Here is a 14145-nt window from a genome sequence, read left to right as displayed (position 1 = left end):
ATTGAAAAATAAGATAAATAAAAAGAGACCGAATACGATTCCTGTATTCGGTCCAGGGAAATGGCTCTTGGGAGAGAGCCGTGCGCTAAAAGTTGGCATTAATGCAGGCTAAGTCGCCTTGCCCTTTAAGAATAGATGACCGTGCCAGGTTTTCCAGTCCGCTGCAAAAGTGGTCAGAAAATTGCCGGTGCTAAACGGTCCGGAAAAGAAAAAACCGCACGTTTTCATAATGAAAGCTTGCGGTTTTTTATTGGAAAACAGCCAGATATTTTATGTTAACTAGCAGAGCGTCTGTGCGCGTTCGATAAATGGCACCAGGCTCATTTTCTTACCAGGCTGTCCCGGTTCGTCAACACGAATCACATCAATCGACTGCCCGCTGGTTTTGCCCTCCGCCACCTGTTTTTCGGCAGCCTCATTGAGTGGGTATTGCATCAGTGTGCTGGGGTTAATGACAAACAATGCATTGCCTGGACGGCAGGTCAACATCACCTCTTCCCGGTTAAAAGCCCACTTGTCTTTACCCATTTCAAAACGGCTGACGGTAATCACCTGCGGAGCGGCAAACGCTGCGGCGGAGGCCGCCATTAACAGTAAGGAAAGTGCAATTTTCTTCATCATTGTATCGTTAGTATCAAAAGGGTTCCCAGGTCGCAAACAGGCTGACCGCCAGTAACACCAGCGCGCCAAGCACAACTTCTGCCAGTGTGGTGCGGATAAACCAGTGTTGCGCCCGTTCCCCATTCGTGGAAAGTCGTGGCACCAGAACATACCTGTTCACCAGCGCAATTACCACCATCAACGCTACCAGTGCACATTTCACTAAAAGCATTTTGCCGTAGTCAGAATCCGAGATAAGCGTTCCCTGAATCAGCCAGGCGTTAATGATCCCTGTGAGGATCACCAGTGCGACGGCGAGATGACCATAGCGGGAAAAACGCATCATCGTATCAATTGCCAGTTGCCGCCATTGCCCTCGCGCCAGTTGCAGACAGTAGAGGAACGGCAGTAAACCGCCAAACCAGGCAGATGCGCAGATCAGATGCACGGCGTGGTTGAACCGGTGTACAACACCCGTCACTCCCACGTGTATGGCCGCGTGACCGATACCCGCCAGCAGGATGAGCTGAAAACTGAGCAGTAACATCAGGAATCGCATGCTGCGATCAGGCCGCAACAGCAGGACAACCAGCGACAGCCACGCCAGAATGATTTGCCATAGCCAGAGATTACCGAAGCGCGTCCCCATGACCGCCAGCCAGACATCAGGCAGGAATACGTCCTGCCAGCCGCCGGCCATCAGCCCGCCCTGCACCATCAACATGAAGATTGTGCTAATGGCGCTCACGACAAGTGCGCCACGCATCACGCTGCGAAAACGCCGCGACAGCAAGGGACGCAAACGGGCTGGCGCCCACCAGCCACTGTACAGAGCACCGCCAAAGGCCACCATCAGAGTGACGAAATGGATAAAGCGCAGTGCAACCCAGACAGACGCCAGCATCATTTATTTCACACTGAAATGGTATTGCCCTTTTGTCTTATGGCCGTCAACTGAAACGACATGCCAGTCCACAGTATAGTTACCCGGTGCCAGCGACTGTTCGAGGGGGACGACCAGCTGGGTATTATCTTTACCATCTACGCTGGCAAGGCCGGTGGCGATTTTTGCCTGAGCAGGACCGGTGAGAGTAAGGCCGCTGAACTTCGCTTCCACACCTTCAGAGAAGGTCAGCGTCAGCGCCCGGGGAGCGTCTGTCACCTGGCTGTCAGCCGCCGGGGACTGATTTTTCAGATGTGCATGCGCCAGCGCGCCGGTGGTGGTTAACAGGCTGACCAGAAGGGTCGATGTCTGGAGCATTCGCGATGAGGTGAATCCCATATTCTTCATTCCTTTTTGTTATACATGCCGCACAGAGGATAACCCTGTATACTTCGGGAGTCGAGGCTCCCCTGCCCGGACTTGTTATTCTTCGCCACTCCGGGTAATTTCTGCGTCGTAAAAAAGAGGAGAACGTTGTGTACGCAAATCTGGCAAAGCTTCCCCAGGAAGAGATGGATAAAGTTAACGTTGATCTTGCCGCTGCCGGGGTCGTGTTTAAAGAGCGCTACAACATGCCGGTGGTGGCTGAGGTGGTTGAACGTGAACAGCCTGAGCATCTGCGCGGCTGGTTCCGCGAGCGGCTGATTGCGCACCGACTGGCCTCGGTCTCCCTCTCCCGCTTGCCCTATGAGCCGAAAATAAAGTAATTCTTACTGATAGTTACGCTTCCTTACACTGTCGCTGTTAGACTACCTGGACTATACTCAGGACTGAGTTCGGGACAGTGTGTTAAGGATGCCACCATGTCTGTATGGACGATAGCGGCTGCTCAATATGAGCCGCGCAACCGGAGCGTTGCAGAAAATATTACCCACCATTTACGCTTTATCGACGCCGCCGCTGCGGCATCGTGTGAAGTGCTTTTTTTCCCGGAATTATCGCTGACTGGCCCCGTGCGAAACACATCTCTTCCGTTACCGCCGGATACGACCGCGCTGCGACCGCTTTGTGAAGCCGCCACCCGGCACAAAATCATGGTCATTGCCGGATTACCGGTCATTAAAAACGGCAACGCGGTGAAGGGGCTGGCGATTTTTGTTCCCGGCAGACAGGAGCCGGTCATGCGCCCACAGGGGAAAGGCGCCTGCCTTACGCCATTGCAAACCGATATCAGCGTTCTGCCGCTCAATGCCGACCCCACCGAGCTTGACCCGCAGGCATCAGTGATGGCCACGGGCTACTGTCCTGACGAGCCACTGGAGCAGCAATCGACCGCAACGCTACAGCGCTTTGCCCACCGCTACGCCATCGCAGTTCTGAAATCAGATTACGCCAGCGGTACGCTGCTCGGCGGGAGTGCGTTATGGGACGAGCAAGGGCAACTGATTGTCCGGGCCGATCGGGGTGAGTTGCTGCTGACCGGGCAAAAGCTTGCCGAGGGTTGGCAAGGCGACATCATTCCTTTACGCTAACCCTTTTCAGGCAGGAGTGAGCCATGCTGCGCGTTATCGATACGGAAACCTGCGGTCTGCAAGGAGGGATTGTCGAGATTGCTTCTGTGGACGTTGTGGATGGTGTCATCACCAATCCGATGAGCCATCTCGTGCGCCCGGACCGCCCCATTAGCCCGCAGGCGATGGCGATCCACCGTATTACCGAAGCGATGGTTGCCGATAAACCGTGGATTGAAGAGATTGTTCCTCACTATCAGGGCAGCGCCTGGTATGTAGCGCACAACGCCAGTTTTGACAGCCGGGTGTTGCCGGAGATGCACGGCGAGTGGATCTGCACCATGAAGCTGGCGCGTCGGCTGTGGCCGGGCATCAAATACAGCAATATGGCGCTGTATAAATCCCGTAAGCTCAACGTAACGCCACCACCCGGGCTACACCATCACCGTGCGCTGTATGACTGCTATATCACCGCCGCGCTGCTCATCGACATTATGAATGTTTCCGGCTGGACGCCTGACGAAATGGCGGATATTACCGGTCGCCCAGGGCTGGTGACGACCTTCAGTTTCGGCAAGTACCGCGGTAAACCCGTCGCAGAAGTCGCGCAGGACGATCCCGGCTATCTGCGCTGGCTGTTTAATAACCTGGATCGAATGAGCCCTGAGTTGCGCTTAACGCTCAGGCATTACCTGGGTGAATGATTATTCTGCCGCGTAGCCCGGCAGCGTCCCCTGCGCCAGTGCGATCAAAAAGGTATATTCCATCGCCACGCCTTCGTAGCTTTTGAATCGCCCGGATTTCCCACCATGACCGGAATCCATGTCCGTGCAGAGCAGCAACAGGTTATCGTCCGTTTTTAATTCACGGAGCTTCGCCACCCATTTCGCGGGTTCCCAGTACTGTACCTGCGAATCATGCAGACCTGTTGTCACCAGCATATGCGGATAGGCTTTCGCATCAACGTTATCGTAAGGGCTGTAACTTTTCATGTAGTGATAGTATTCCACACGCTTCGGATCGCCCCACTCTTCAAACTCCCCGGTGGTCAGGGGGATGGATTCGTCCAGCATGGTAGTCAGCACATCGACAAACGGTACCTGGGCGATAACGCCACGGAATAACGAGGGGCGCTGGTTGATGACCGCCCCCATCAGCAGACCACCAGCGCTGCCGCCCATACCAAAACAGAGATCCGGGTGACCATACCCTTGCGCCAGCAGCGCATCGCAGACATCCAGATAATCATTGAAGGTATTTTTCTTGCACAGGAATTTGCCATCTTCATACCATTTCTGCCCCAGTTCACCGCCGCCACGAATATGGGCAATCGCGAAGACAAATCCCCGGTCGAGCAGACTCAATCGGCTGGTGCTGAAATCCGCGTCCATGCTGGCGCCGTAGGAGCCATAGCCATACACCAGCAGCGGGTTGTTGCCTTTACGGAAATGGTCCTTGTGATAAACCAGCGAAACGGGCACTTCTGCACCATCGCGTGCGTTCACCCACAGGTGTTCGCTGCGATAGAGACTACTGTCAAACCCTTTCACTTCCTGCTGTTTCAGCACCCGCCGTTCACCGGTGTCCATATCCAGCTCAAACAGCGTATCCGGTGTGGTCATTGATGAATAGCCATAACGCAGTCGTGAGGTTTCCGGTTCCGGGTTATAGGCAAGCCAGGTCACATACGCGGGATCGTCAAAAGCGATACCGGTGACTTCGCGTGTCTTACGGTTGATTTGCCGCAGGCTGGTTAACCCCCGCTGACGCTCTTCCACCACCAGCCAGTCAGTAAACAGTGTAAAGCCTTCCAGCATCACTTCGTCGCGCGCCGGGATCAGGGTCTCCCACTGGCCTTCATCACGCACCGTTGAGCGGTACAGGCCAAAGTTTTTACCATCACGATTGGAGCGTACATAAAAACGGTGCTGATAGTGGTCGAGGCTGTACTCATGGTCTTTGCGACGCGGGAGAAAAACCGTTGGCTGCGCATCCGGCAACTCTGCATCCAGTAGTAACACTTCGCTGGTCGTGGCGCTGGCCAGAGAGATTATGACAAAGTGACGTGACGTCGTTTTATGCAGGCTGACGTAGAAGGTCTCGTCATGCTCTTCATACACCAGTTCATCACTCGCCATCGGTGTACCGACGGTGTGCCGCCACACCTGGAACGGCAACAGTGTGACGGGATGTTTGCGGACGTAATAGAGCGTCATGGAATCATTGCCCCAGACCACATCCGGCGTGACGTTATCCAGCAGTTCGGGATACCAGTTCCCGCTCTCCAGATTTTTCAACCGCAGCCCGTACTGCCGCCGCGAAAGATAGTCTTCCGCCAGCGCCATAATGGTATTGTCGGGTGAAATCGCCATGCTGCCAAGGGTATAAAACTCGCTGTGTGCAGCGCGCTGGTTAGCGTCGAGAAGCTCTTCCCATTCCTCCCACTCGGCTTTGATCGCCGACTGGCGCTCATAGATGGCGTATTCGCATCCGGGCTCGTAACGATAACGGTAGCGATAACCGTTGCGGACGTACGGGGCCGAAATTTCCTGCTGCGCAATGCGGTCGACAATCTCTTTGAGTACCCGATCCTGCAGCGCGCTCTGGGAGTCCATCACCTGTCGGCCGTAGTCGTTCTCTTGTTTCAGGTACTCAAGCACTTCCGACTGCGAACGGGAGTCGTCACGCAGCCAGTAGTAATTATCGATTCGTGTGTCGCCATGTAAGGTCATGGCGTGAGGGTGTTTTTTCGCTTTAGGTAACATCGCTTTGTGCTTTTTATTCCACATCCCTTAAGGGTGGCAAAAGTCAGCGATGATGCAAGCGAAACATGTCACGGAACCGTTAAAGTGCCTGTTTTTGCTGCTGAAGATCCTGTTCGATGCTGGTGCGAACATCCTGTGGGATGTTTAGCGCATCGCCAAGCGCATTCAGATAACTGCGTTCCATAAAGTGATCGATGTCGATAGCGGCGCAACTAAGGAAGTAAAGTTCCAGCGCCTCCTCTTCATTCTGCACATCGCGCGCCAGCAACTGTGGGTCGAGCGGCTGTTCGATGGCCTGCCCCACCAGCGCCCGGCCTTGCGCCTCAACGCCCGCTTCACGCAGCTGCTGTTCAATAGCCGCACGCTCTTTGTCATCGATGTGCCCATCGCTTTTTGCCGCAAACACCAGCGCCAGAATCAAACGCCCGGTACGCGCATCCAGCGATGCTGGCTGTAGTTCCGCTGCGGGTGCTGCTTGCGTGGCACCGCCCATACGATCTTTATATTTGTTCCACAACACTGTTCCGGCAATCGCGCCGCCGCCCGCTAATAATGCGCTGGTACCATATTTCGCCAGCAGCTTACGCGATGATTTGCTGGAGAGTAGTAGCCCTGCCAGCCCGCCCAGCGCACCAGGAACTAACAGGTTATTTAACCCCTGATTGCCTCCGGCAGTTGCGGCTCCGCTGTTTTGCCCCAGTAACGACTGCAATTGATTTAGCCAGTTAGACATTTTTCACCCCGAAATGGACAAACGTAATCCACAGAATAAACACGGACTTGTCAGGAAATGTCTGTTCTGCCTAAAGATGAGCAAATAAGTCATCACGTCGTCAACAAGACAGACGCAAACGTTTTCGTCTATAATGCGCCATCGCTTTTTATCTCGGATAAACGTTATGACTTTATTAGGAACGGCACTGCGCCCTTCAGCCACGCGCGTGATGTTGTTAGGTTCTGGAGAACTGGGTAAAGAAGTCGCTATTGAGTGCCAGCGGCTGGGTCTGGAAGTGATTGCGGTTGACCGCTACGCCGATGCCCCGGCGATGCACGTCGCCCATCGTTCTCACGTCATTAATATGCTGGATGGCAATGCCCTGAAGGCGCTGGTTGCACAGGAAAAACCCGATTTTGTCGTGCCAGAAATTGAAGCCATCGCCACCGATATGCTGCTCGAACTGGAAGCGGCCGGGCAGAGAGTCGTTCCCTGCGCCCGCGCGGCGAAACTGACCATGAACCGGGAAGGCATTCGCCGCCTTGCCGCAGAAGAGCTGGCGCTGCCAACCTCCCGCTACCGTTTTGCCGACAGCGAAACCGCGTTTAAAGACGCGGTAGACGCTATCGGCTATCCCTGCATCGTAAAACCGGTGATGAGTTCGTCCGGCAAAGGCCAGAGTTTTATCCGTTCCGCCGCGCAGTTGAGCGATGCCTGGCAGTATGCCCAACAGGGGGGTCGCGCTGGTGCCGGGCGAGTCATCGTTGAAGGAGTGGTGAATTTTGATTTTGAAATCACCCTGCTCACCGTCAGCGCCATCGACGGTGTCCATTTTTGTTCACCGATCGGCCATCGCCAGGAAGATGGCGATTATCGCGAATCCTGGCAACCACAGCAGATGAGCCCACTGGCGCAGGCACGCGCCGAGGAGATCGCCCGTAAAGTCGTGCTGGCGCTCGGCGGTTATGGCCTGTTTGGCGTTGAACTGTTTGTCTGTGGCGATGAGGTGATTTTCAGCGAAGTCTCTCCGCGCCCGCATGATACCGGCATGGTGACGTTGATTTCTCAGGATCTGTCGGAGTTTGCCCTGCACGTTCGCGCGTTTCTTGGTCTGCCCGTTGGCGGCATTCGTCAGTACGGACCATCAGCGTCGGCTGTGATCCTGCCACACCTGACCAGTCAGAACGTCACCTTCAATAATGTACAGGCAGCGGTTGGCGCGGGCGTACAGTTGCGTCTGTTTGGTAAACCGGACATTGACGGGTCGCGTCGCTTAGGCGTGGCGCTGGCCGTGGCGGAAGATATTGATCAGGCGGTGACGCGTGCCAAAGCCGCAGCGGCGTCCGTGGTGGTGAAAGGATAATAAAAAAGCCCGGTGGCGCAACGCTACCGGGCTTTTTGTGAAAACTTACTTCGCGCCGTCTACTGCTTCGCGCGCCAGCTTCGTAATACGATCCCAGTCACCCGCTTCCAGCGCATCTGCCGGAACCAGCCAGGAGCCGCCGATGCACAGCACGCTTTTCAGCGCCAGGTAATCACGGTAGTTCGCCGGAGAGATCCCGCCGGTCGGGCAGAAACGAATGTTGCCGAACGGACCAGCAATCGCCTGCAGCGCTTTCACGCCGCCATTGGCTTCCGCCGGAAAGAATTTAAATTCTTTCAGACCGTAATCCATGCCCAGCATCAGTTCAGAAACAGTGCTGATACCCGGGATCAGCGGAATGGTGCCTTCGGTTGCCGCTTTCAGCAGCGGCTCGGTCAGCCCCGGACTGATGGCGAACTGCGCGCCTGCATCCGTGACCTCTTTCAGCTGTTTGACATTAGTGACAGTGCCCGCACCGATAATCGCTTCAGGCACTTCTTTGGCAATGGCGCGGATCGCATCAAGCGCACAATCGGTACGCAGAGTCACTTCCAGCACGCGGACACCACCGGCTACCAGCGCTTTCGCCATCGGTACCGCATGCTCCAGTTTTTTCACTACGATAACCGGTACTACAGGCCCGTTGGTCAGGATTGCTTCTGCTGTTGTTTTCCAGTTTTTCATCAGAGTTTTTCTCTCGCCAGATCGATAATTCTTGTCGTTTTAAAACGTGATGCAGGTTGCACCCTGCTCTGCGCCGGACAGTTTTTCACGCAGTGCGCCAAACAGTTCGCGGCCGGTACCTGTGCGCGAGGCGCTCAGGTCAGGAATATGCGGCTGACGGGCAGCTAATTCGGCGTCATCCACCAGCAATGTCAGTTCGCCGGTCTGCCCGTTAACACGGATCATGTCGCCGTCACGAACTTTAGCTAACAGACCGCCGTCATAGGCTTCCGGTGTGACATGAATAGCTGATGGCACTTTACCTGATGCGCCGGAAAGTCGTCCATCGGTCACTAACGCAATTTTGAAACGGCGGTCCAATAATACACCTAACGGCGGCATAAGTTTATGTAATTCTGGCATGCCGTTCGCTTTTGGCCCCTGATGGCGTACCACGACAACACAATCTTTATCCAGCAGCCCGGCTTCAAAGGCCGGCAGCACGTCGTGTTGACTCTCAAAGACCACCGCCGGCGCTTCGATAACCTGGTTTTCCACCGGCACGGCGGAAGTTTTCATAACTGCACGCCCAAGGTTGCCGCTCAACACTTTGGTACCGCCATGGTGGGAGAATGGTTTGTCAAACGAGGCAATGATATCGCTGTCAAGCGAGGCGGTTGCCCCTTCGCGCCAGTCCAGTTCGCCGTTATTCAGCCACGGCTCCATGGTATAGCGAGACAGACCAAAGCCTGCCACGGTGTTGACGTCTTCATGCAGCAGACCGCCTTTCAGAAGCTCACGCACCAGCACTGGCACGCCACCCGCCGCCTGGAAGTGGTTGATATCGGCCGGACCGTTCGGATAAAGACGCGCCATTAACGGCACCACATCGGAAAGCTCAGAGAAGTCGTCCCAGTTAATGCTAATACCCGCCGCGCGAGCCATGGCCACCAGATGCATCGTATGGTTCGTCGAGCCGCCGGTCGCCAGCAACGCGACAATCCCGTTAACCACCACTTTTTCATCAAACAGTTTACCGAGCGGCATCCATTCGTTGCCATTGCCGGTCAACCGGGTGACCTGGCGCGCGGCAGCCGCCGTTAACGCTTCGCGCAGTGGCGCATCCGGATGAACAAATGACGAACCCGGTAACTGCATACCCATAAACTCGATAACCATCTGGTTAGTGTTCGCCGTACCGTAGAAAGTACAGGTGCCTGGCGCATGATACGATGCCGCTTCAGATTCAAGCAGCGCCATACGATCAACTTTGCCTTCCGCGTACAACTGGCGGATGCGCACTTTTTCTTTATTTGGCAGCCCGCTGGCCATCGGGCCGGACGGAATAAAGACAGACGGCAGATGACCAAACGACAGCGCCGCCATCGCCAGCCCCGGGACGATTTTGTCACACACGCCGAGATACAGCGCGCCATCAAACATATTGTGAGACAGCCCCACCGCTGCCGACATGGCAATTACTTCGCGGCTCAGCAACGAGAGCTCCATACCGTCCTGCCCTTGCGTCACGCCGTCGCACATGGCTGGTACGCCACCCGCCACCTGGCCTACGGCGTTCGCGCTGTGCAGCGCTTTACGAAGGATGTCCGGGTAGTGTTCGTACGGCTGATGCGCCGAGAGCATGTCGTTGTAGGAGGTAATGATGGCGATATTGTTACGCAGCATGCTTTTCAGTGCGGCTTTATCGTCAGGCTGGCAGGCAGCGAAACCGTGCGCTAGGTTCCCGCAGGCCAGTTGAGAGCGGTGTACTGTCTCTGTCTTTGCCTGATTAATCCGTTCGAGGTACGCCGTGCGGGTCTCTCGCGAGCGGTCAATAATTCGCTTTGTTACGCGTAACATTATCAGGTTCATAGAAGCTCCTCAAATTTATCTGTCCGGGCCGCGGGATTAACAAGATTGTCAGTAATGATTAACAATGCTGAAACGCTTGAATGCCGGAGCTCAGGGGAAAAATCGCTTCAGTCAGTGTAATAAAAAAAACTCCGCGGGGAAATCCACGCGGAGCTTATTAGTGCAAAAAATCGCCATTAATGTGTATCAGATCATGTTACCGGTAAAATAACACCTCTGAGGAAGCACGTCCGGTTTATTCAAACTCGTTCCAGGAGCGGCCATCACGGGTGATCATCGCCACAGAAGCGACCGGTCCCCAGGTGCCTGCCTGGTACGGCTTCGGCGCATCCTGATCCGCCGCCCACGCCTCGGTAATGGAATCGACCCACTTCCACGCCTCTTCCACTTCGTCACGGCGCACAAACAGCGCCTGGATGCCACGCATGGTCTCAAGCAGCAGACGCTCATAGGCATCCGCCAGATGCGTCTGATTGAAAGTTTCGGAGTAGCTCAGATCCAGCTTAGTGATCTGCAGATTATGTTTGTGGTCCAGCCCTGGTACTTTGTTCAGGACCTGAATATCCACGCCTTCGTCCGGTTGCAGACGAATCGTCAGCTTGTTCTGCGGTAGATCCTGCCAGGACTCTTTGAACAGATTCAGCTCAGGCGTTTTGAAGTAGACCACCACTTCTGAACATTTGGTCGGCAGACGCTTACCGGTACGGAGGTAGAAAGGTACACCCGCCCAACGCCAGTTGTCGATATCGACGCGAATGGCGACAAAAGTCTCCGTATTGCTGCTTTTGTTCGCGCCCTCTTCTTCCAGATAACCCGGCACCTTTTTGCCCTGTGCAAAACCGGTGGTGTACTGACCACGGACGGTTTTTTCACGCACATTGGAGCGATCAATGCGGCGCAGCGACTTCAGCACTTTCACTTTTTCATCACGAATGCTGTCGGCAGTGAGATCCGATGGCGGCGACATTGCAATCATGCACAGAATTTGTAGCAGGTGGTTCTGGATCATGTCGCGCATCTGGCCGGCCTGGTCAAAGTAACCCCAGCGGCCTTCAATGCCCACCTCTTCCGCAACGGTGATTTCCACATGATCAATCGTGCGGTTATCCCAGTTATTCACAAACAGAGAGTTAGCAAAACGCAGCGCCAGCAGGTTCAGTACCGTCTCTTTACCCAGATAGTGGTCAATGCGGTAAACCTGGCATTCTTCAAACCAGGTTCCCACCTGATCGTTGATTTCGCGGGAGGTATCCAGTGAAGTGCCCAGCGGTTTTTCCATGACCACGCGGGCCGGTTTGGCATTCAGTTTCGCCTCGCCGAGGCCTTTGCAGATCGCGCCAAAAGTACTTGGCGGCATGGCGAAATAGTTAATCGTGACACGCTCTTTTTGATCGAGCATTTTGCCCAGTCTGGAAAACGCTTTGGTGTCGTTAACATCAAGATTGCAGAAATCCAGTCGGCCGCTCAGCGTATCCCATAACCCTTCATCAATTTTTTCCTTCATGAAGGTTTCCAGCGCTTCACGTACCACTTTGGTGTACGCGTCTTTATCCCAGTCTGCGCGCCCAACACCAATAATGCGCGTATCAGGGTGAATTTGTCCTGATTTTTCAAGTTGATACAGGGAAGGCAGCAATTTACGACGAGCCAGATCTCCCTTGGCGCCGAAAATGACCAGATCGCATGCCTGGGCTGTTTGCGTTACCGCCATGTCATTCTCCTTAGTTGATTTCCCGGCACAGGAGCCAGGACTTCGTTGTAATTTTATTACGATGCACTGTACTGTGTTTACGGATTTCCCGAAACCCCATTCCTCGCTTTACGCGGCTAAAGCGCATCCTTTGAAAAAGTGTACGAACACATTTCAGGCAAATAGCTAATTTTGTTCGTTCTTTCGCCCTGAATATCGTCACTAAAACACGACTCTGATCAAGTAATGAAAAAAAACAACATTTCCGCTCGTTGTTCCTTACCTTTACCGCCTGTCGGGGGGTATATTCTTGCTAATTCGCATGACGATTTCACCCATTTCAGAAATCGCTTTAGTTGATGAGCGTTTAATAATGAACATGCTTGAGAAAATCCAGTTCCACCTTGAACACCTTAGCAAATCTGAACGCAAAGTGGCTGAAGTCATTCTCGCCGACCCGGCTCAGGCCATCCATTCAAGCATCGCCACGCTGGCATTGCAGGCTGGCGTCAGTGAACCCACGGTAAACCGCTTTTGCCGCAGCCTTGAGACTCGCGGTTTTCCGGATTTCAAGCTGCATCTGGCTCAGAGCATCGCCAACGGCACCCCCTATGTTAACCGCAATGTCGATGAAGATGACAGTGTAGAAGCCTATACCAGCAAAATCTTCGAATCAGCGATGGCAAGCCTGGACCATGTTCGCCAGTCGCTGGACATGGGCGCAGTGAATCGTGCGGTTGACCTGCTCACGCAGGCAAATAAGATCGCCTTTTTTGGTCTGGGCTCCTCCGCCGCAGTCGCCCACGACGCGATGAACAAATTTTTCCGCTTCAACGTACCGGTAATTTATTCCGACGACATTGTTTTGCAACGAATGAGCTGTATGAATTGCAGCGACGATGACGTCGTGGTGCTAATTTCCCACACCGGCAGAACCAAAAGCCAGGTCGAACTGGCGCAACTGGCCCGGGATAACGATGCCATGGTGATCGCCATTACCTCGGCCGGTACGCCACTTGCCCGTGAGGCGAGTCTGGCCATTACGCTGGATGTACCGGAAGATACTGACATTTACATGCCCATGGTTTCACGCCTGGCACAATTAACTGTTATCGACGTATTGGCTACCGGTTTTACGCTACGTCGGGGGGCTAAATTCAGAGATAACTTGAAGCGAGTCAAGGAAGCGCTGAAAGAATCGCGTTTTGATAAGGAATTGCTGCTGCGCAGCGATAATCATTAAAAATCGAAAACCAGGTTGTAACTTATTTGTACATTCGGTTAAGTTCCTCCAGAGTTAACGTGAGGACGACCCCGAATTCCTTTTCACGCAACACCAAAGTTGTATCAGTCAACGGAGTATTACATGTCCAGAAGGCTTCGCAGAACTAAGATTGTCACCACGTTGGGCCCGGCAACTGATCGCGACAATAATCTCGAAAAAATTATTGCTGCTGGCGCTAACGTAGTTCGTATGAATTTCTCTCACGGCACCCCGGAAGACCACAAACTGCGTGCTGACAAAGTGCGTGAAATCGCAGCCAAACTGGGCCGTCATGTCGCCATCCTCGGCGATTTGCAGGGGCCAAAAATCCGTGTATCGACCTTCAAAGAAGGCAAAGTTTTCCTCAATATTGGTGATAAATTCCTGCTCGATGCCAGCCTCGGTAAAGGCGAAGGCGACAAAGAAAAAGTCGGCATCGACTATAAAGGTCTGCCAGCGGATGTGGTTCCTGGCGACATTTTGCTGCTCGACGACGGTCGCGTGCAGTTAAAAGTTCTCGACGTTCAGGGGATGAAAGTGTTCACCGAAGTGACTGTCGGTGGCCCGCTCTCTAACAACAAAGGCATCAACAAACTCGGCGGCGGTCTGTCTGCTGAAGCACTGACCGACAAAGACAAAGCGGATATCCTGACCGCAGCGCAAATCAGCGTTGACTACCTGGCGGTCTCCTTCCCGCGCTGCGGCGAAGATCTCAACTACGCCCGCCGTCTGGCTCGCGACGCCGGTTGCGATGCCAAAATCGTCGCCAAAGTTGAGCGTGCGGAAGCGGTCTGCACCCAGGATGCGATGGACGACATC

The 14145-nt window shown here is 54.2% G+C and carries 14 protein-coding genes; 6 read left to right on the top strand and 8 right to left on the bottom strand.

The window, feature by feature from the left end:
- Positions 1-279: 279 nt before the first annotated feature.
- The 3 genes from GTGU_RS01055 to yobA are packed head-to-tail and all read right to left on the bottom strand — an operon-like array spanning position 280 to position 1882.
- Positions 280-621 carry a YebY family protein gene (locus GTGU_RS01055; protein WP_156963976.1) on the bottom strand — a complete coding sequence of 114 codons (342 nt, stop codon included), beginning with the start codon at positions 619-621 and terminating at the stop codon, positions 280-282.
- Between the two features lie 13 nt (positions 622-634).
- Complete coding sequence (gene copD, locus GTGU_RS01050) at positions 635-1504, bottom strand: copper homeostasis membrane protein CopD (protein ID WP_038153579.1); 870 nt, start codon at positions 1502-1504, stop codon at positions 635-637.
- Between the two features lie 3 nt (positions 1505-1507).
- Complete coding sequence (gene yobA / locus GTGU_RS01045; protein WP_038153525.1) at positions 1508-1882, bottom strand: CopC domain-containing protein YobA; 375 nt, start codon at positions 1880-1882, stop codon at positions 1508-1510.
- 137 nt (positions 1883-2019) lie between these two features.
- Here yobA and GTGU_RS01040 point away from each other — a divergent pair, with 137 nt between their 5' ends.
- The 3 genes from GTGU_RS01040 to exoX all read left to right on the top strand — a co-directional run bounded on the left by GTGU_RS01040 (position 2020) and on the right by exoX (position 3698).
- Positions 2020-2250: a DNA polymerase III subunit theta gene (locus GTGU_RS01040; RefSeq protein ID WP_038153524.1), complete on the top strand. Its 231-nt coding sequence runs from the start codon at positions 2020-2022 to the stop codon at positions 2248-2250.
- Between the two features lie 96 nt (positions 2251-2346).
- Complete coding sequence (locus GTGU_RS01035; RefSeq protein ID WP_038153522.1) at positions 2347-3015, top strand: carbon-nitrogen hydrolase family protein; 669 nt, start codon at positions 2347-2349, stop codon at positions 3013-3015.
- Positions 3016-3038: 23 nt separating this feature from the next.
- Entirely contained in the window at positions 3039-3698 is a 660-nt protein-coding gene (gene exoX, locus GTGU_RS01030) for an exodeoxyribonuclease X (RefSeq protein ID WP_038153521.1), read from the top strand.
- Here the strand turns inward: exoX and ptrB are convergent, their stop codons facing one another.
- Positions 3699-5759 (bottom strand): oligopeptidase B, encoded by a 2061-nt coding sequence (ptrB, locus tag GTGU_RS01025; protein ID WP_038153519.1) that lies wholly within the window; start codon positions 5757-5759, stop codon positions 3699-3701.
- 79 nt (positions 5760-5838) lie between these two features.
- Positions 5839-6492, bottom strand: coding sequence for a tellurite resistance TerB family protein (locus tag GTGU_RS01020; protein WP_038153518.1), 654 nt, complete (start codon positions 6490-6492; stop codon positions 5839-5841).
- A 166-nt stretch (positions 6493-6658) separates the two neighbouring features.
- On the opposite strand from GTGU_RS01020, the gene purT reads away from it, so the two are divergent.
- Positions 6659-7837, top strand: coding sequence for a formate-dependent phosphoribosylglycinamide formyltransferase (gene purT, locus GTGU_RS01015; RefSeq protein WP_038153517.1), 1179 nt, complete (start codon positions 6659-6661; stop codon positions 7835-7837).
- Positions 7838-7882: 45 nt separating this feature from the next.
- Here purT and GTGU_RS01010 read toward each other — a convergent pair whose 3' ends face one another.
- From GTGU_RS01010 to zwf, 3 genes are all read right to left on the bottom strand, one after another.
- Entirely contained in the window at positions 7883-8521 is a 639-nt protein-coding gene (locus tag GTGU_RS01010; protein ID WP_038153515.1) for a bifunctional 4-hydroxy-2-oxoglutarate aldolase/2-dehydro-3-deoxy-phosphogluconate aldolase, read from the bottom strand.
- Positions 8522-8560: 39 nt separating this feature from the next.
- Positions 8561-10372 carry a phosphogluconate dehydratase gene (gene edd, locus GTGU_RS01005; RefSeq protein WP_038153514.1) on the bottom strand — a complete coding sequence of 604 codons (1812 nt, stop codon included), beginning with the start codon at positions 10370-10372 and terminating at the stop codon, positions 8561-8563.
- 235 nt (positions 10373-10607) lie between these two features.
- Complete coding sequence (gene zwf / locus GTGU_RS01000; protein WP_038153513.1) at positions 10608-12083, bottom strand: glucose-6-phosphate dehydrogenase; 1476 nt, start codon at positions 12081-12083, stop codon at positions 10608-10610.
- A gap of 352 nt (positions 12084-12435) precedes the next feature.
- Between zwf and GTGU_RS00995 the strand changes: the two genes are divergently transcribed.
- Together GTGU_RS00995 and GTGU_RS00990 are read left to right on the top strand one after the other, a co-directional pair.
- Positions 12436-13305 carry a MurR/RpiR family transcriptional regulator gene (locus GTGU_RS00995; protein ID WP_038153512.1) on the top strand — a complete coding sequence of 290 codons (870 nt, stop codon included), beginning with the start codon at positions 12436-12438 and terminating at the stop codon, positions 13303-13305.
- A 123-nt stretch (positions 13306-13428) separates the two neighbouring features.
- On the top strand, positions 13429-14145 hold a 717-nt coding region (locus GTGU_RS00990), incomplete at its 3' end, for a pyruvate kinase (protein ID WP_038153510.1).

The organism is Trabulsiella guamensis ATCC 49490 (genome assembly GCF_000734965.1).
Taxonomy (GTDB): domain Bacteria; phylum Pseudomonadota; class Gammaproteobacteria; order Enterobacterales; family Enterobacteriaceae; genus Trabulsiella; species Trabulsiella guamensis.
The sequence above is the reverse complement of the archived record's forward strand: the minus strand, read 5'-3'. Positions and strand labels throughout refer to the sequence as shown.